The organism is Spirillospora sp. CA-128828, assembly GCF_050945415.1.
Lineage (GTDB): Bacteria > Actinomycetota > Actinomycetes > Streptosporangiales > Streptosporangiaceae > Spirillospora.
Genome location: NZ_CP191986.1, coordinates 2,501,527 through 2,518,461, shown reverse-complemented (window position 1 = coordinate 2,518,461; position 16,935 = coordinate 2,501,527). Strand labels below are relative to the sequence as shown.

Genomic DNA, 16,935 nt, shown 5'->3' with positions numbered 1-16,935 from the left:
GGGCGCGGCGTGTACCGCGCCCGCCTGCCGACGTCAGTCGTGCGGTGTGATCTCGGCTTCGGGAACGGCGCCGGCCTGTGGAGCGGTCTCCTTCCGGGGCGGCCTGAACAAGAGGCAGCACAGGGCGGCGAGGACGAGGACCGCCGCGGACGCCAGCAGGGTGACGTGCATGGCGTCGGCGAAGCCCGCGGCGAACGCCTCCTTGCCGAGGCGTTCGAACAGGGCGGTTTTCGCGGGCGTCAGGCCGTCCGGTGGTGCGGGCGGACTGAACCGCCGCGCGCCGGCGGTGGTGTTCTCGATGAACTCGGTGCGCAGATCCGCCGGTAGCCGAGACGCCCGCTCGACCGCCTCATCGTGAAGAGCCGAGCTGAGGCGGGTGGACAGAACGGCGCCGAGGACGGCCGTGCCGAGGACTCCGCCGATCTGCCGGGTGGTGCCGGAGACCCCGGACGCGGCGCCGGCGAGCCGGGGATCGACGCCGTCCATCGTGGCCTGTTGCAGGGGCGCGAAGGTCGCACCGCTGGCGACGCCGATGATGATCAGGCCGGGCAGCAGGTGCCCGGCGCCGCTGTGCGGACCCGCCGTCAGGGCCAGGACCAGGAGACCGACGGCGAGCAGGGTCATGCCCGCCATGAGGACGTACCTTCCGCCGATCTTGTCGGACAGGCGTCCGGCGTAGGCCGAGCCGATCGCGGTGAGGACGGCGCCGGGCAGCAGGACCAGCCCGGTCTGCAGGGGCGAGTATCCACGCGCCATCTGCAGATGGAGGACGAGCACGAGCGCGATGCCGATCATGCCCAGCTGGAAGACGAAGCCGACCCAGTTGCCGACCGCGAAGGCGCGCCCGGCGAACAGGCTCAGCGGCATCAGCGGTTCGCCGCGCTGCGCGTGCTGCCAGACGACGAACAGTCCCAGCAGTACGAAGCCCGCGATGACGACCGAGGCGATGCTGATCGGCCCGGCGATCGTCCCCCAGCCGTAGCGCTCCCCCTCGATGAGTCCGAAGACGATGCCGGCCACTCCCGCGGTGGCGAGGGCCACACCGGTCAGGTCGAGCCGGTGGGTGCGGCCGGAGCGCATGGCCGGGGCGTAACGCAGGGTCAGCACGGCGGTGACCACGCCGACGGGGACGTTGATGAAGAAGATCCAGCGCCAGCCGAGGTGGGCGAGCACGAAACCACCCGCGATCGGGCCCACGATCGGCGCGAATCCGACGATCGCCCCGAAGACCCCGAAGGCCCGGCCGCGCAGCCGCGGCGGGAAGATCGTCAGGATCGAGGAGATCACCTGGGGGAACAGGAGCGCTCCGCCCAGCCCCTGGAGCACCCGCGCGGCGAGCAACTGGGCCGGGGAGCCGGCGAGGCCGCACAGCGCCGAGGCGACGGTGAAGAGGGAGATGCCGATCAGGTAGAGGCGCCGGTATCCGAACATGTCCCCGAGGCGTCCCGTGCTGATCAGCAGCACGGAGAAGACGAGCAGGTAGGCGTCCACGACCCAGAGCACCTGGTCGTACGACGCGTCGAGGCCGTGGATGAGCGCCGGTACGGCGATGTTGACGATGGTTCCGTCCAGCAGCGACATGAAGAAGCCGACGCTGAGGATGCCGAGCACCGGCCACGGCCGTTGCGTGACCGGTGGCTCGGCGGATGAGACGTGCGGCATTCCGGGGACCTCTCCGGTGCGCGCCGACCGGCCTGAGAACCGGGCACGCCGTACGCACGCCCAAGAGCCCACAACCCGGTCGCGCGGCACGCGACTCTGCCTGGGGCCGCAGCGTGAACGCGGCATGGGACAGGCAGTGGTGTGCGACTCCCACCTTCCCCCGGGCCATCGGGACCCGTGGAAGCTGGTTGGCGAGGCATGAGCCCAACGGTGAGAGGTCGGAGCGGAGCCTAACACGAGGCCCATCGGCCCATCGTCCAGACCGTCACCGCACGACGAGGACGACCTTCCCCGTGGTGTGGCCGGTCTCCCCGTGGGTGTGGGCCTTGGCGGCTTCGGCGAGCGGGTAGGTCGCGTCGATGTGGGCGCGGAGCCTGCCCTCCTGGGCGAGTTCGGCGATGGCGCGCATGCCCGCGTGGTCGGCCTCGACGAGCATGCCTTCCAGCCGAACGCCCCGTTCGGCGGCCTTCTTCGTGTCGGCGTCGCTGTCGCGCGGCAGGATCGAGACCAGAGTGCCGCCCTTGCGCAGGACGTCCAGGGAGCGGGTGCGGACGTCGCCGGCGAGGGAGTCCAGGACCACGTCGACGTCTCCGACCGCTTCGGTGAAGTCCGTGGTCCGGTAGTCGATCAGCTCGTCGGCGCCCAGCTCGTGCAGCAGTTCGTGCTTGCCGGTACTGGCCGTGCCGATGACATGCGCACCGCGCGCCTTGGCGATCTGCACGGCCAGGTGGCCGACTCCACCGGCGGCGGCATGGATCAGGACCCGCTGGCCCGGCCGGAGGTCGGCGGTGTCGACCAGTGCCTGGTACGCGGTGAGCGCGGCGAGGGGCAGCGCGGCGGATTGCACGTGGTCGATGTTGGACGGCTTGCGGGCGAAGGACCGGGCGGTGGCCTTGGCGTACTCGGCGTACGCGCCCGCGCCGTGCGGGTAGGGCAGCATGCCGAACACCTCATCGCCCGGCTTGAACAGGGTGACCCCGCGGCTGACCTCCTCCACGACCCCGGAGACGTCCCAGCCGAGGACCGGGACGGGTTCGCGCATCCATGGAAGGCCCGCGCGGTGCTTCCAGTCGGTCGGGTTGACCCCCGCCGCGTGGACGCGGACGACGATCTCGCTCATGCCGGGCACGGGCCGCGGCCGTTCGACCTCCTTCAGCACCTCCGGGTCGCCGAAGACGTCCTGGCTGACGGCGCGCATGGCGGCACCGTTCTCGGTGTTCTCACTCATGCTCCCAGCCTGTTGGGGACGCACGATCACAGCAATGGCATGATGGTCATTATTCGATGGGATCCTGCCATCGCCCCCCGCTCTCCGATGGAGTCGTGCCATGGCATCCGCGCACCGCGTGGCAGTCCTCGCCCTCGACGGGGTGTATCCGTTCGAGCTCGGCATACCGAGCCGGATCTTCGGTGCGACCGATGGTCTGTACGAGGTCCTGACCTGCACCGTCGACGGCCGGCCGGTGCGCACGACCGCCGACTTCGCCATCACCGTCGACCACGGCCCCGAGGCGCTGCGCACCGCCGACACCGTGGTGATCGCGTCGTTCGGCCCGTCCCCCGGCGTGGCCGAGCTCGTCACGCCCGGGCTGCCGGAACCGATCGAGGCGGCGCTCGCGCTGATCAGGCCCGGCACCCGGCTCGTGTCCATCTGCACCGGCGCGTTCGTGCTCGCCGCGGCCGGTCTGCTGGACGGCCGCCCGGCCACCACGCACTGGCAGACGGCCGAGCGGTTCCGGAGCCTCTTCCCGAAGGTCGACCTGGACCCGGACGTGCTGTTCGTCGACGACGGCGACATCCTCACCTCGGCCGGCGCCGCCTCCGGCATCGACGTGTGCCTGCACCTAGTGCGCAAGGACCACGGCAGCAAGGTCGCCAACCGGGCGGCACGCCGGTGCGTGGTGCCGCCGTGGCGGGAGGGCGGCCAGGCCCAGTACATCGAGCAACCGGTCCCCCGGACGGCGCAGGACGGCACGGCGGCCACCCGGCAGTGGGCACTCGAACGGCTGCATGAACCGCTCGCCCTGGCGGATCTCGCGCAGCACGCGCGGATGAGCCTGCGCACCTTCGCCCGCCGCTTCAACGACGAGGTCGGCATGAGCCCGGGCCGCTGGATCGTCCAGCAGCGCGTGGCCCGCGCCCGCCACCTCCTCGAATCCAGCGAGCTCCCGGTCGACGAGATCGCCGGCCAGGTGGGCTTCGCCACGGGCACATCCCTGCGCCAGCACCTCCATGCGGCGATCGGGGTGTCACCGCTGGCCTACCGGCGGACGTTCCGGACGGAACACCAGAGCTCACGCGAGTGAGCCGGCGCTCATGAGATGTTGAAGTTGGGGCGCAGCACCAGTGCCGGTCCATGGCGCCCCCATCTGTCCGGCCGGACTTGTGACTCCACGAGAGGTCCTTGGTTTCCTCCGATCGTGCTGAGCCTGCCCTGGCCGAGGTTGCGGACCACGATGTTGATGTGGTCGCCGTCGCCGTAGATGGCCAGGTCCCCTGGTCGCGCCTCGCTGACGGGCAGGGTCCGGCCCGCTGCGGCCTGCCACTGCCAGACACCCGCCCACCGGTGGGCGGGTGTCCCGGTCGGGCTGTTCCAGTACGCCTTCGTAGCGCCGGCTTTGTCGATCACCCAGCTCACGAAGTCGGCGCACCAAGGTTCACCGTTGTACTGGTTGTATTGGTTGAGATTGTTGTCGCGGCCGCCTCTGTCTCCTGTCCCGATCAGTGATCTGGCTACGCTGATGACTCTGGCGGCGGATCCGTCACCGCCCTGGAGCACCGGCGACGTCCCGGTGAGCGGTGTGCCGGACAGGCTCTTGCCGGCACTGTTGAACGGCGGAATGACGCCGCCGAAGAACCAGGCGTATTCGACGGCGACCTGTTGCAGGGGAAGTGCCACGCTTTCGGACGTGCCGAGCCGCGACCACGCGTCACTGTTCTCCGAGTCGACCGGCACGGTGATCTCCTTCAGCGGGCGTGGCGCCAGCCGCGGGATCACCAGGCTGTCTCGGCCGGACACCGGATCGGTCCGCTGATTGGCCTTCTCCTTGGCCTTGTAGAAGTTGGCCAGGCCTGTGAGGTTGGCGGCGCCACCGGGGCCGGCCAGGTCCGCGGCGATCCGGGAGAGCGTCGCGTTGTATCCGGCTGACCAGGAACCGACCACGCAGGCCTTGTCGTGCACCGGATCGGTGATGCCGTTGGCCGTCTCCAGGGCTTGCAGTTTCGGCTCCCAGGTGGCGTGCAGGGCCTCGGTGTCCAGCGGGTCATGCAACGTGGCGAAGTCCGTGGCGTGCGGTGCCATCGTCTCAAGGAACCGCCTCATCACAGCGGTGCACGCGTCCGAGGCGGTGTAGTCCTCCTGCGCAGGCCCGACCTCGGAGAAGAGGCCGAGGTCGTTGCCCATGGCGACGCTGATCTTCTGCCACCCGCCCGCCATCGGCTGGAAGACACCTAGGTCGTGCGCGCGCTCCTTGGGCGGGACCTTCTCGACCGACAGCACCAACTTGGCGGCGCCGGCGATGTTCTTTTCCACATCGCACCGGTCCTCGACACCGGCCTCCTCCGCCTCCTTCTTGGTCATCGGGAAGACGCCCTGGCGATCGTCTTTGGAGTCGTCGCACTTGTCGGTCTTCCATTTTCCGGCCCCATAGCTGACCGACAGGGCCTCGTTGACCAGGATCCCGATGGCGGTGGCCCGGTCGGTCTCGACCTTGTAGCCGAAGTCGCCCTTCTGATCGTAGGAGCCGCCGCTGACCAGATAGAGGTCCTGGAGGCGGGTGGCCTCGCAGCGCCAGATCGAAATGATCTTGAAGCTGACCGGCCACGGCTTCTTCGGGTCGTCCGGCGGGGGAACCGCGCACGGAGCGCCGGGGTCGGGGCTGCGGTCCATGAAGATCCCCGAGGTCTCGATGACCTTGCTCCAGTACTTGCGGGCGTTGGCCTGGTCCTTCGCGTCGCCGTCGGCCTTCCATTCGGGGCTCTTGGGGTCGTTGTGCACCCTCTCCGCCGCCTTGACGAGCTCGAAGGCGACAAAGTAGGAGGATTGGCAGGGATTCTGCGGATCGAGGCCGTGCATCCGCATCTGGCCCGACGCCGCCGGCGTGAGCAGATACGGCCCGGTGCCCTGGTCGTCCTTGCCGCCGATATCCGGGTCCGGGTCGGCGACGTCGCAACCGCCCGCGTACAGGCCCGTTCTCCCGGCCTCTGACGAACCGGCGTCCGCGCGGAACGCCGGGCGCCGGTTACGGGATCGGCGGAGCGGGACGCGGAACGACGCGGGCTGCACGGCGCCCGGACTGCCGCCGCCCGGGTTGCCGCCGGCCGGGTGGTCCCGCGCTGCGGCCCGCATCTTCGACATCACGCCGTCTGCATATTTCCAGGCCGTCGGGTTGAAGCTGCATGCCGCCGGGCACTGGTGCCATCTCTCCGGCGAATCCCCCCAGCTACCGGTGAAGTGTTCGACCGCGACCTTCTGCCAATTGTGGAACCTGTCCCAGTTGGCGAGGACGTCTCTTTTGGCCCGGCGGTCCTGCACACTCGGCGGAGCTTGGCATGCCCTCCGGTAGCCCGCGTAGTTGTTCCAGGTACTCGTTATGTACTGGTAGGCGCCGCAGGCGCTGCTCTGGCTCGTCCCGGCGTTCAGGGTGTAGTTGCCGCCCGATTCCTGCATGCGCAGTGCCCACAGGAACCATCCGAGCTGGTGGCTGAGATCGCCCTCCGGCGGCGCGACGTGATCGCTGCCGGTGCCGGGCACGGTGGCGGCCGAGCCGGGCCCGGAGACCCCCTGGACGGGTCCCGGGCCGGCGCCGACGGTGTTGCTGACGTTCGTGTTCGTGTCGCCGCCGTCGCCGGGGCCGCCCCCGCCGGGAACCTCCTTGGCCGTGCGCCCCGGATCACGGTCGATGTTGTCGTACGGGCTGTAGCGGGCGAAGTCGGTCTGCGCCTTGGCCAGCCCCGCCAGAATGGTCCAGGGCACTTCGGAGTAGTCCTGCGCACTGCCCGACGTCTGCTCCGACGCCTGCTTCAGAATTCGCTGCCAGTTCCCAGGGAAGTACTGGGCGACCTTCTGATCCGAGGCCGTCTCCGGCTGCGACTCCGGGTCGTCGTCGTCGACGTTGACACCCAGAATCATTGCGGCGATCAGCACGATGCACAGGAACGGGATGAGGATCGGCAGGGCGACGGCCAGCGCCATCTTGAGTTTCCCGCGCTCGTTCTCTTTGCTCGACCCCGAACCGCCGGCCTTGTCCTTCTTCTTTTCGCCCTTGGTGTACCTGGCCTGGAAACCCTCCCAGAACGAGTCCGGCGCGAACCGCCCGACGGGAGACCCCTTGAGCCTCCGCATCACGAACCAGCGGCCGAACCTGTTGCTCATGACCTTGTCGAAGACTCCGGGTGCGTACCGGTCGAGGTAGCGGCCGAGAGCGAAGTTGGCACCCTGGCCCACGCCATGAGCGATCTTTTCGCCTCGGGTATCGCCTTCCGGCATCGACAGGCCGTACCTGCCGGCGACTTCCTCGGCGGCGTTCTTAGCGGCATTTATGGCGGCGTCCTTGGCGGCATCGGTCGCCATTTTCTTGATTCCGCCCGAGGAATTCTCGCCGTTCTCGGGAGTATCCGGGCCGGTGGCTCCGCTCGCCGCCGCACTGGCCGCCCGCTGCCCGGTGAGCGGGTTCACCGTGGACGGAAGCCTGATCCGCCCTCCGCGCAGCCCGGCCTCGCCGTAGGGGACCTGGCCTTCTCCGTCCACACCGCGGTCGCCTTGCGACTGCTGGGCGAGGATGTCGGCGATATGAGGCGGTCGCCGGGCCGCCGCGGCTATGCGAGGGTCCGACTCAGGGTCGGAATCCCTGAGCGAGGACGGTGCGGAGCCCTCCGGTGACTCTCGGTCGTCCTCCGGCTTGGGTCCGCCCGCCGGGTCAGACGCCTCCCCGGGAACCCCATCCAACTCGTCCACCCTGCGCCTCGCTCGAACATCTCTGACAGAGGGCGAGTCTCAACTCCTGGACTCCCGATTGGAAGACCTTTCCACCAGGGTGGAAAAGCGACTTCCACACCCCGCGATTTCAGGCACCACGGCACGGCTTACCAGGGAAAAGACGATGCTGAGGATTCATTTCACAGGCGAGGACCTACGCCGGATCGAACTCGCTCCTGGCCCGGACGCTCTCTGGGAGGTACTGCTCAGCCTGCACAGGTTGCGGCGGCCCGAAGGACAGGCGGTGTTCGGAGCCTGGAAGCGCGACGTCCGCCCACGGGTCCCCGCCTCCGCGCACATGCTCACCGATCTGGCGCCCTCGACCGGCTACTCCGCCGACTTCCTCACCCCGGCCAACCAGACCGGAACCCTTGAGGACGCGCTCGAAGCCCTGCGCCGCACCCCACGTTCGCGGTTACAAGCCGACATGACCGAACTGGCCACCCGCCACCCCGGCCGCCCCACACCAGGCTGGACCCGGCTGCTCGCCGAGGGGCGCGACGACGCACTCGACCACCTGGCGAACGCCGCCACCGACTACTTCACCTCATGCCTGCAGCACTGCTGGCCACGCGTCCAGGCACAGGTCGACGGCGACCTCGCACAACGCCGCAAAGCCCACGCCGAGGGCGGCTGGCCCAACGTCCTGACAGGTCTGCACCCCTCGGCCCGTTGGAGTTTCCCCGTCCTGGAGCTGGACTACCCCGCCCACCACGACATCGTCCTGGACGGGCGCGGCCTGATCCTCCAGCCGGCCTTCTTCTGCTGGGGCGCCCCGGTCACCATGCTGGACCCGGCACTACCGCCCGTGCTGACCTATCCCATCCCGCACCGGTACGAGCAGGCCGCCCCGCACGAGGCATCCCGCGGCCGGGCCCTGGCCGCACTCCTGGGCCGCACACGCGCCCAAGTACTCCAGGTCATCGCGGTGGGCGCCTGCAGCACCGGCCAACTCGCCGGCCGCGCCGACCTTCCCCTGCCCACGGCCAGCCAGCAGGCCGCGATCCTGCGCGACGCAGGCCTCATCACCAGCGAGCGCCGCGGACGCAACGTTCTCCACACCATCACCGCGCTCGGAGCAGCCCTGGTCCACGGCGAGATGTCCGAGCCCACCACCCGACCGCTGTAGCCGACACGGGTGAGGGCCCGGCGTCGCCGGGCCCTCGGTCGCGATCGTCGATCGTCGATCGCTAGTTGTAGTGCACCTCTCCCTTCGTGGAGCGGGCGTCGATGTCGTCCACGGCGTATTCGCCGGAGAAGGCGATGTCGCCGGTGACCGTCCTGGCGGTCACGTTCGGGGCGTCATCCTGAGGCTCGATGTGGACCTCGATGTTCCCGCCCGTGGAGGTCAGGTCGGCGGTTCCGGGGCCGAGGTCGAAGATGTTGATCAGACCCGCGGCGGTTGTGACCTTGCTCTGGCCGACAACACGCTGGAGGACGATGATGCCCTCCTCCGTGGCGTTCAGCGTCGGGCTGTTCAGCTGGTCGGGGCAGTGGATCGATCCGCCGTCGACCGAAGCCTCGACCTTGGTGTCGGAGGGCACGTGGATGTCGATGGACATGTACCCAGTGGGGACGCTGCCCTCTCCGTCAGGAGTCAGGCTCGGGTCCGGATAGGTCCATTCCTGGTTGAGGCCCCAGCCCTTCATGAGCGTGGCGCCGTCTCCATCAGCGAAGGTCAGAATGGTGTCGTCATTCAGGCCGACGAAGTGGATCCAGACGTCGTCACGCTCCTCGACGACGACCTGGAGGTCAGTGCGCTCGCCGGTGACCGTTACGATGTCTCCGTTGTTTTTCACGGTTAGCTTGCTTCGCATAGCAACCTCTCGGTTTTCTTTGTCGGAGCCCCGCACTGCTGTGCGGGTGCAAGGTGATCGTCCGTCTCCTGCCTTCATCCGCAACATCGCGGCGTTGAAGGTGCACCTGGTGCGTCGGGATTTACGCCGAAGCTTCCGTGGGCCTTGTATCGAAACGACGGAACGTGAGGCTGATGCGGCACCCGGCGGCACTGGTGCGAGGGACACCGTGGGTCCAGATGCGCTGGGTCGTCTGCGTCATCAGCAGCAATGATCCGTGCTCAAGCGCGAGTTCCGTGTGGTGGCTCCAGTCGATGCTGCGGAACACCAGGGGGCGGATCGCGCCGAGCGAGACGATCGCGATCGCGCTGGCCGGAGCCAGACCCTCGTAGGAATCCTGGTGGAAGCCCATGGTGTTGTCGCCGGTTTCGTACCGGTTGGCCAGGCAGTTGTTGAAGGGGTGGCCTGCGAACTCGCCGACGCGGGCCGCGATCGCCGAGATCCGCGGTGGCATCTCCATGGCTTCGTAGTGCTGGCCAGAGTAGTTGTACGGTACGCCGAAGCTGGCGGTACGGCGCGCACGCATGCGGTCGTCCCAGGCCACCTCGGTGAGGAGGAAGGTCAGATCAGCGTCGGCATCGGGCAGCGCGTCCGCGAAATAGCGGACGTCGAGGGGCGGTGCGGTCATCATTTCTCCGTCGCGAGGGTGGGCTCGACCAGCGGTGCGGTGTGAGCGCACGTTGTCGCTCGCGACGATGGGACGACATGGCCCGCGATCCTAGAAGGACCCCGTACCCGAAGGCCATCGAATATCAGCCGTGTTCTGAGGGCGTACGCTGGCTCCACACATCTGCGAGCGACTGGCGGGACAGGCATTAGGCGAGGTTGAGCGAGTGGGCAACCAGTTCAATGAGCTGTACATGGCGAACAGTGCGACCGATGTCTTCTTCGATGTTCTGACGCTCGCGGGTAGCGTTCTGGCCACTTCTTCGTGGGAACAGAACTTGGTGTTGTACTTCGCCGATGGGCACCGCCACGACAGAGGCTGGTCCGGCTTCGACCTCGAAGAGTTGCCCTGGACCGATGACTGTGCAGCGGAGAAAATATTCTTTCTGCGGTTGATCGACACGGCGCTGTCGGGCTGCGGCTGGGACCGACTGTCCTACAACCCCTCGCGCGTGCACGAGGACCTGACCACCTTCAGAGCGATCCTCGACGGCTACATCCCGCAACCCTCCGACTCGGCCTATCTGGCCGAACCCACCGTAGGGGTATTCCGCCAACCCGACTGGCGAGTGTCACCAATGCCCGAAGGAACCGCCCTGTGCTCGACACATGGAACTTTCATCGGCGAATTGGGCTGTAGATTGTGCCCTTCGCAAACTTGAGTGAGTGTGAGCTCGTTAGATCTCGGCATGAGGCCGCGTAGGGAAGGTGGCGCGGATGGTGCGGCCCTTTGGCGAGCCCGTGCAGGACCAGGTGGCGGCGAGGGCGTCGACGGCGAGGAGGCCCCGGCCGCCTTCCGCCAGCTCGGCGAGGTTGCGGAGGCGAGGCTCGCTGGGGCCACCCTGGTCGGACACGTAGACGATGACGCCGGCCACGTCCATGCTGATGTCGACGGTGAACCGGCCGCCTTCCTCGCCCGAGCGGGTGTGCTGGATGGCGTTGACGGACAGCTCGTCCAGGACCAGGAGGACGTCGTCCAGGGCGGGGAAGTCGGCCAGCAGGTGAGCGGCGAACGACCGGACGAACCGCATCTGGTCCGGCCTGCCCTGGAACTCGCGCCGCCAGTACATCGGGGACTCGTGTTCGGCGGGTACGGGAACGGCGAGCAGCATTGATCACCTCTCGGTGCGATGTGTCATCGGCCGTTCCATCTTCAGTAACCGCGCCGCTTCGATGCGGGAAACCGCCGGCTCGGCGGCCGCCCGGACGCCCCGGCACGCGTCCACGAAGAACGTTCGGTTCGTTTACGTAAACGAACCGAACCGTTCACCGGGCGCGCGTTCTTTTCCCGAACGCCACTGATGCGAACAGCCGGCTTCGTCCAGCATGTTCGAACAGCGTGGCTATCGATGACACGCTCCGAGATCGCGTGATAACACAGAGTGGAAGCGTTGACTTCCCCGGGTCAGCGGCCCCCGACCGCCGGCCCGGCCCTGGAGGTTCCCGGTGACCAGCCCGTTCGTCCGCCGACGCCGCCTCGCCACCGAGCTGCGGACCCTCCGCGAGCAGCGCGGCATGACCGCCGACGAGCTGGCACAGCGCATCTACCGTTCCCGCATGACGGTGTCGAAGCTGGAGAACGCCCGGTGCCGCCCCGACATCGGCGACATCGTGAAGATCATGAAGATCCTCGGCGTCACCGGCGAGAAGTTCGACGACATCTTCAAGATCGCCTGCGACGCCGCCGACCGCGGCTGGTGGGACGCCTACGGCGACGCCATGGGCCCCCGCCAGCGCATGTACGCCGACCTCGAATCCGGTGCCTCCTCGATCCATGGCTACTATCAGATCGCCATACCCGGGATCTTGCAGACTCCAGACTTCATCTGGGCGCTCGTGAAGCTGGATCGCGCTGACGGACCGTTGCCTTATCAGCCGGAACGCATGGTGCAGGCACGTCTTCAACGGCAGGAGATGGCGTTGCGCCCAGACGGCCCGATATGCCATCTCTGAGGCGCCCTGGATCTTCCGGACAGGTCCCCAACTAGGGTTGGGGAGAACCGGAAGGGAAGGTCGTTGGCACGACAGAGGCGGCATTTCACCCGGGAGCACAAGGACGAGATCGTCCGCATGGTCCTGGACGGCCCACGCCCCATCGCCCATGTAGCCCGTGAGGTCGGGATCCACGACACGACGCTTGGTAACTGGGTCAAGGACTACCGCAGGCGACACGGCGGCGACGCGTCGACGGAAAGCGGCGGCGGCGAGAAGAAGAGCGCCCGGGAACTTGAGCTCGAGCGGGAGAACCGCAGGCTCCGCGAGGAGAACGCCTTTCTGGTAAAAGCCGCGGCCTTCTTCGCGAAGGATCATCGGTGAGCGCCAAGTACGAGCTCATCGATGCGGAGAAGGCCAACCACGCCATCATTGACATGTGCGCCTGGCTGCGCGTTTCCCGGTCCGGCTTCTATGACTGGCGGACTCGTCCGTTGTCGGCGACTGCCGAACGCCGGGAACGCCTCAAGCCGATGATCGAGGCGGTGTTCGAGGCCAACCACGAGACCTACGGCTATCGGCGTGTCCACGCGGTGCTGGCGCGCTCGGGTGAGCAGGTCTCGCCGGAGCTGGTGCGGCAGTTGATGCGCGAGCTGGGGCTTGTGCCGGTGCAGCCGCGGCCGTGGCGGCCGGTCACCACCCAGGCCGGCGAGCCCGGTGCGATCCCCGACCTGGTCAACCGGATCTTCACCGCCGAGCGTCCAGGCACCAAGCTGGTCGGTGATATTACATACATCCCGACCTGGGAAGGCTTTCTGTATTTGGCGACCGTGATCGATTGCCATTCGAAGATGGTGGTCGGTTGGGCGATGGCCGATCACTTCAAGACCTCGCTCATCATGACCGCCCTGGACTCGGCAGCCGGAAACGTCAACATCGAGGAGGGCTGCATCTTCCATAGCGATCGCGGGTCGAACTATACGAGCGATGAGTTCGGCCGGCACCTGCGCCGATACGGCATGCGCAGGTCGGTTGGAAGAACCGGGGTTTGCTGGGACAACGCGATGGCGGAATCGTTCTTCGGAGCGTTGAAGAACGAGTGGCTCAACCGTATGGTATTTGCCACACGCAGCAAAGCACGCCGCGCGGTTGTGCAATACATCGAGGGCTTCTATAATCGACGCAGACTTCATTCCGCGAACGGGTATCGGACCCCTCTTGAGGTCCACATAGAGTATCTGGGCCGGCAGCAAGCAGCGTAGATCTGCCCGCGGATCACCCATCAGTCAGCTGTCCGGAAAGCGCGGGGCCCCTCACCCCGGCTCAGCCTTCGCGTGCTGGACATCGATGCACGTGTTGAAGGAGGCTTCTCAGCCAAGTCACCCTTCACGATCTACACCTTCCCTGATTCCAGTGACTCGCCGATGGCTGTGGCCGACACCGTCAACACCGACATAGTGCATAGCGAGGTGGAAGACGTCAGGCGCTACATCGAGCTCCACAAAAGGTTGTGGGACGCGTCTCTCTCAGAGGTGAAGAGCCTCAGTCTTCTTGATGCAACAGCCAACCGGCTGAGCAGGCTGGCAGGATCATAGTTATGAGCCCCCAGCACAGGCACTGGCGCAAGTCCAGTCACAGCACACCCAACGGTGACTGCGTCGAGGTCGGTCGCTCTCACCAGGGCACCATCGGAGTGCGCGACACCAAGCATGGTGACAGCGGGCCCATCCTGGATTTCTCGGCCCGTGAGTGGGCCGTGTTCATCCAGCGCATCCGCTCGGGCGGCGGGCCGAGCCGTCCCAGGCCGACAAGCTGAGGCGGTCGCCTTCTACGGCACCGCCTGGCGCGCCACGCGGTAGCGGAGGTAGACGACGCTTGAGCTGAAGGTGCGGGTCTCGACGAGTTCGAGATCCACCTGGCGCTCGTGCTGGGGAAAGAACGGAAGGCCACCGCCGACCAGCACCGGGTAGACCCTGACCCGGTACTCGTCGATCAGACCCAGCGCGGCCGCCTCGGCGGCGAGAGTCGCGCCGCCGATCGCGATGTCGCCCTCCCCCGGTTCGGCTCGCAACCGCTCGATCTCCTCCGCCAGGCCGCCGGAGGCCAGGCGGGCATTGCCCTGCACCGCCGACAGCGTGTTGGAGAACACCACCTTGGGGAGCGGGTTCCAGAGCCCGGCCCACTCCAGCTTCGAGTCGTCGAGTGATGGATCCTGGTCGGCGGTCTCCCAGTACAGCATCGTCTCGTACAGCCGTCGCCCCAGCAGGTGGACGCCGACCCCTCGTATCTCGTCGATCCAGGAGCGAAAGACTTCCTCGCTGGGCGCCCCCCAGTCGAGGCCGCCGTCCGGGTCGGCGATGTAGCCGTCAAGTGAGACGTTCATCGAATAGGTCACGTTGCGCACCAGAAGTCCTCCTCGGTAACGGGTTCGACAGTACGACCGCCGGACGCCGCAGAACTCATCGCGGCTCGCGGGATCTCTCAGTGCGTGTTCGAGAAGGAGCCGCTGCTGCCGGCTGCGAGCACCGGTGGCCGTCCGGAGAAACATCTGCGGCGCGAGATCGTGGACGCGGTGCTGTACGTGGTGCGCACCGGGTGTGCGTGGCGGCAGCTGCCCGCCGATTTCCCGCCGTGGCAGACGGTGTACTGGTACTTCGTGCGGTGGGAGAAGCAGCGGGTCACGCTGCGCATGCTGGATGTCCTGCGCCAGCAGGTGCGGCAGATCGAGGGCCGTGACGCCGAGCCGACCGCAGGCATCATCGCCTCCAGAGCGTGCGAGCCGCCGACACCGTCGGCCGCGACTCGCGCGGGTACGACGCGGGCAAGAAGGTGGCGGGCGGCAAGCGGTTCATCGTCACCGACACGCTCGGCCTGCTCATCACAGTGACGGTGTGTGCGGCCGGTGTCCAGGACCACGACGGCGCCAAGGGTGCGCTGCTAGGCCCGGCGCCCGGCCCGCGATTATGAACGCCACGTCGCCACCAGCGAGGCCATGATCCGCTGGGCCCGCGATCGGCCTCATGACCCGCGGCGGACGCCCTGCCACCCGTCAAGGCGCACGCCCCCTCACCTGCGAATAACCAAGATCGTTCTCAGTCGTACCTGGACTACGCCGAGCTCGGCCTCGTTGGTTAGGCTTCGCCCATGCAGATCATCGAAGGTGCGGGGGTGTGGACGCCGTCGGCCGGGATGGCCGACGACTGGGTAGAGCACCTGAGGACTCCGGACCTGTCGGTGGGCACCTACTGCATCCCGGCTGGCGGGCTCGACAGTCAGAACCCTCACACCGAGGACGAGATCTACGTGGTCACCGCAGGGCGGGCCAAGATCGTAACGCCGGACGGTACGACCGCGGTAGGCCCCGGCTCGGTGATCTTCGTGCCGGCGGGCGAGGAGCACCGGTTCGACGAGGTGACTGAGGACCTGGCGCTGGTGGTGGTGTTCGGCCCGGCGTATGGCTCGCGCAAGGTCACGTAGCACCGACCGAGATCAACTTCTCGAACAAGCACTCAGATTTCCCCGCCCCACGCGAAGATATCTAACACCGCCGGTTCGGGCGGGCTGGGCCGTTTCAGGTGGGGTTGGCCCCAGGGGCGCTGTGCGGGCATCCCGAGCGGGTTCCGGGGTGATCACCTCAGTGCGTCCAGGCCTGGGTGGCTCCTAGTTTCACTGCAATGACCGAGAATGACGCGAAGTGGGGCCGCGGCGTACGCAGGGCGGTCGCGTTGGTCGCGGCGGGGGCCGTGATCGGGGGGACGGCCGCGGTCCCCGCGCGGGCCGCGGGGACGCAGGGCTGCGGTGACCGCGCGGCGACCCGGCAGGTGCTGGATCGCATCACCGGCGTTCACGGGCTGACCGGGGCGGCGGTGCGGGTGGATGATCCGCGGTGCGGGACGTGGACGGCGGCGAGCGGGCTCGCCGACCGGCGGACCGGGCGGCCCATGGGAGTCGGCATGCGGGGCCGGATCGGCAGCATCACCAAGACGTTCACCGCGACGACGGTGCTCGCGCTCGCGGGTGAGGGCCGGATCTCGCTGGACGCGCCGGTCAGCCGGTACCTGCCCGGCCTGATCGGCCGGAACGGCTACGACGGGCGGAAGATCACGGTGCGGAGCCTTCTGCGGCACACCAGCGGGCTTCCCGATCACATGGACACCTTCGCGTCCACCGAGGAGTTCCGGTTCCGCCACTTCGAGCCCGAGGAACTGGTCGAGCGGGCCCTGTCCCTGCCGGCGCCGGAGGCGGACTGGGAGTACTCCACCACCAACTACGTCATCGCGGGGCTCGTCATCGAGAAGGTGACCGGGCACCGCGCGGAGGATGAGATCCGGCGCCGGATCATCGCCCCGCTGCGGCTGCGTGACACCTACTGGCCCGGCGACGAGGTCCGGATCAGAGGCCCGCACCCGCGCGGTTACGTCCGGCAGGGAGACGGCGGAGCCGTTCGGTGGGCCGACTACACGGAGATGAACTCCACGGTGGCCTGGACCGGAGGCGCGCTTATCTCCAGCCCGCGGGACGTGAGCGTGTTCCTCGGCGCGCTGCTCGGTGGGCGCCTGCTGCCGCCGAGGCTGCTGGCGGAGATGAAGCAGACCGTCGCGCTGGACCCCGACCGTGTCTGGGACGGCGCGCGGTACGGACTCGGGCTGATCGGGACGCCGCTGCGCTGCGGCGGAACCTGGTGGGGGCATGCCGGTGACATCGACGGCTTCACCGCGATCGCGGGCGTCGCGCCGTCCGGGCGCCGCGTGTCCATCGCCTTCAACGAGAACCCCTCGACCAAGGAAGCGTTCGACGACGAACTGAACCTCGTCCAGACCGCCCTGTGCGACCGGCGATGAA

The 16,935-nt window shown here is 67.9% G+C and carries 18 protein-coding genes; 11 read left to right on the top strand and 7 right to left on the bottom strand.

Annotation, left to right across the window (positions count from 1 at the left end; all coding sequences use genetic code 11):
* Window positions 1–33: 33 nt before the first annotated feature.
* Window positions 34–1,662, bottom strand: coding sequence for a DHA2 family efflux MFS transporter permease subunit (locus ACQPXG_RS12565; RefSeq protein ID WP_433467836.1), 1,629 nt, complete (start codon window positions 1,660–1,662; stop codon window positions 34–36).
* A gap of 265 nt (window positions 1,663–1,927) precedes the next feature.
* Window positions 1,928–2,890, bottom strand: a complete 963-nt coding sequence (locus ACQPXG_RS12560; protein WP_433467835.1) for an NADP-dependent oxidoreductase — start codon at window positions 2,888–2,890, stop codon at window positions 1,928–1,930.
* A 100-nt stretch (window positions 2,891–2,990) separates the two neighbouring features.
* Here ACQPXG_RS12560 and ACQPXG_RS12555 point away from each other — a divergent pair, with 100 nt between their 5' ends.
* On the top strand, window positions 2,991–3,968 hold the full coding sequence (locus ACQPXG_RS12555) for a GlxA family transcriptional regulator (RefSeq protein WP_433467834.1): 978 nt from the start codon (window positions 2,991–2,993) through the stop codon (window positions 3,966–3,968).
* 8 nt (window positions 3,969–3,976) lie between these two features.
* On the opposite strand, the gene ACQPXG_RS12550 is transcribed toward ACQPXG_RS12555, so the two are convergent.
* Complete coding sequence (locus ACQPXG_RS12550) at window positions 3,977–7,411, bottom strand: CHAP domain-containing protein (protein WP_433467833.1); 3,435 nt, start codon at window positions 7,409–7,411, stop codon at window positions 3,977–3,979.
* Window positions 7,412–7,763: 352 nt separating this feature from the next.
* Between ACQPXG_RS12550 and ACQPXG_RS12545 the strand changes: the two genes are divergently transcribed.
* On the top strand, window positions 7,764–8,768 hold the full coding sequence (locus ACQPXG_RS12545) for an ArsR/SmtB family transcription factor (RefSeq protein WP_433467832.1): 1,005 nt from the start codon (window positions 7,764–7,766) through the stop codon (window positions 8,766–8,768).
* Window positions 8,769–8,829: 61 nt separating this feature from the next.
* On the opposite strand, the gene ACQPXG_RS12540 is transcribed toward ACQPXG_RS12545, so the two are convergent.
* Both ACQPXG_RS12540 and ACQPXG_RS12535 read right to left on the bottom strand, forming a co-directional pair.
* Window positions 8,830–9,492, bottom strand: a complete 663-nt coding sequence (locus ACQPXG_RS12540; protein WP_433467831.1) for a hypothetical protein — start codon at window positions 9,490–9,492, stop codon at window positions 8,830–8,832.
* Between the two features lie 85 nt (window positions 9,493–9,577).
* On the bottom strand, window positions 9,578–10,126 hold the full coding sequence (locus tag ACQPXG_RS12535; protein ID WP_433467830.1) for an alpha-ketoglutarate-dependent dioxygenase AlkB family protein: 549 nt from the start codon (window positions 10,124–10,126) through the stop codon (window positions 9,578–9,580).
* A gap of 202 nt (window positions 10,127–10,328) precedes the next feature.
* Here ACQPXG_RS12535 and ACQPXG_RS12530 point away from each other — a divergent pair, with 202 nt between their 5' ends.
* Window positions 10,329–10,823 (top strand): hypothetical protein, encoded by a 495-nt coding sequence (locus ACQPXG_RS12530; RefSeq protein ID WP_433467829.1) that lies wholly within the window; start codon window positions 10,329–10,331, stop codon window positions 10,821–10,823.
* Window positions 10,824–10,838: 15 nt separating this feature from the next.
* Here the strand turns inward: ACQPXG_RS12530 and ACQPXG_RS12525 are convergent, their stop codons facing one another.
* Window positions 10,839–11,273 carry an ATP-binding protein gene (locus tag ACQPXG_RS12525; protein ID WP_433467828.1) on the bottom strand — a complete coding sequence of 145 codons (435 nt, stop codon included), beginning with the start codon at window positions 11,271–11,273 and terminating at the stop codon, window positions 10,839–10,841.
* A gap of 334 nt (window positions 11,274–11,607) precedes the next feature.
* Between ACQPXG_RS12525 and ACQPXG_RS12520 the strand changes: the two genes are divergently transcribed.
* The 4 genes from ACQPXG_RS12520 to ACQPXG_RS12505 all read left to right on the top strand — a co-directional run bounded on the left by ACQPXG_RS12520 (window position 11,608) and on the right by ACQPXG_RS12505 (window position 13,909).
* Window positions 11,608–12,114: a Scr1 family TA system antitoxin-like transcriptional regulator gene (locus ACQPXG_RS12520; RefSeq protein ID WP_433467827.1), complete on the top strand. Its 507-nt coding sequence runs from the start codon at window positions 11,608–11,610 to the stop codon at window positions 12,112–12,114.
* A gap of 63 nt (window positions 12,115–12,177) precedes the next feature.
* Window positions 12,178–13,355 (top strand): IS3 family transposase gene (locus ACQPXG_RS12515; RefSeq protein WP_433467826.1). Its coding sequence is split into 2 segments (ribosomal slippage): window positions 12,178–12,439 and window positions 12,439–13,355, totalling 1,179 coding nucleotides; the frame shifts between segments, so codons are not numbered across the junction.
* On the top strand, window positions 13,356–13,688 hold the full coding sequence (locus tag ACQPXG_RS12510; protein WP_433469951.1) for a Scr1 family TA system antitoxin-like transcriptional regulator: 333 nt from the start codon (window positions 13,356–13,358) through the stop codon (window positions 13,686–13,688).
* 2 nt (window positions 13,689–13,690) lie between these two features.
* Window positions 13,691–13,909, top strand: a complete 219-nt coding sequence (locus tag ACQPXG_RS12505; RefSeq protein WP_433467825.1) for a DUF397 domain-containing protein — start codon at window positions 13,691–13,693, stop codon at window positions 13,907–13,909.
* Between the two features lie 12 nt (window positions 13,910–13,921).
* Here the strand turns inward: ACQPXG_RS12505 and ACQPXG_RS12500 are convergent, their stop codons facing one another.
* A complete protein-coding gene (locus tag ACQPXG_RS12500; protein ID WP_433467824.1) occupies window positions 13,922–14,497 on the bottom strand; it encodes a dihydrofolate reductase family protein in 576 nt (191 codons plus the stop codon).
* An 84-nt stretch (window positions 14,498–14,581) separates the two neighbouring features.
* On the opposite strand from ACQPXG_RS12500, the gene ACQPXG_RS12495 reads away from it, so the two are divergent.
* From ACQPXG_RS12495 to ACQPXG_RS12480, 4 genes are all read left to right on the top strand, one after another.
* Complete coding sequence (locus ACQPXG_RS12495; RefSeq protein WP_433467823.1) at window positions 14,582–14,980, top strand: transposase; 399 nt, start codon at window positions 14,582–14,584, stop codon at window positions 14,978–14,980.
* Window positions 14,923–15,060, top strand: coding sequence for a hypothetical protein (locus tag ACQPXG_RS12490; protein ID WP_433467822.1), 138 nt, complete (start codon window positions 14,923–14,925; stop codon window positions 15,058–15,060). Before ACQPXG_RS12495 ends, ACQPXG_RS12490 begins: the two co-directional genes overlap by 58 nt.
* Before the next feature lie 177 nt (window positions 15,061–15,237).
* Window positions 15,238–15,570: a cupin domain-containing protein gene (locus ACQPXG_RS12485; protein WP_433467821.1), complete on the top strand. Its 333-nt coding sequence runs from the start codon at window positions 15,238–15,240 to the stop codon at window positions 15,568–15,570.
* A 197-nt stretch (window positions 15,571–15,767) separates the two neighbouring features.
* Window positions 15,768–16,934 (top strand): serine hydrolase domain-containing protein, encoded by a 1,167-nt coding sequence (locus ACQPXG_RS12480; protein ID WP_433467820.1) that lies wholly within the window; start codon window positions 15,768–15,770, stop codon window positions 16,932–16,934.
* Window position 16,935: the final 1 nt, after the last annotated feature.

Coding starts and splice junctions, on each gene's coding strand:
- ACQPXG_RS12565 (WP_433467836.1), bottom strand. CDS start 1,662: ATGCCGCACGTCTCATCCGCCGAGCCACCGGTCACGCAACGGCCGTGG.
- ACQPXG_RS12560 (WP_433467835.1), bottom strand. CDS start 2,890: ATGAGTGAGAACACCGAGAACGGTGCCGCCATGCGCGCCGTCAGCCAG.
- ACQPXG_RS12555 (WP_433467834.1), top strand. CDS start 2,991: ATGGCATCCGCGCACCGCGTGGCAGTCCTCGCCCTCGACGGGGTGTAT.
- ACQPXG_RS12545 (WP_433467832.1), top strand. CDS start 7,764: ATGCTGAGGATTCATTTCACAGGCGAGGACCTACGCCGGATCGAACTC.
- ACQPXG_RS12535 (WP_433467830.1), bottom strand. CDS start 10,126: ATGATGACCGCACCGCCCCTCGACGTCCGCTATTTCGCGGACGCGCTG.
- ACQPXG_RS12525 (WP_433467828.1), bottom strand. CDS start 11,273: ATGCTGCTCGCCGTTCCCGTACCCGCCGAACACGAGTCCCCGATGTAC.
- ACQPXG_RS12505 (WP_433467825.1), top strand. CDS start 13,691: ATGAGCCCCCAGCACAGGCACTGGCGCAAGTCCAGTCACAGCACACCC.
- ACQPXG_RS12485 (WP_433467821.1), top strand. CDS start 15,238: ATGCAGATCATCGAAGGTGCGGGGGTGTGGACGCCGTCGGCCGGGATG.
- ACQPXG_RS12480 (WP_433467820.1), top strand. CDS start 15,768: ATGACCGAGAATGACGCGAAGTGGGGCCGCGGCGTACGCAGGGCGGTC.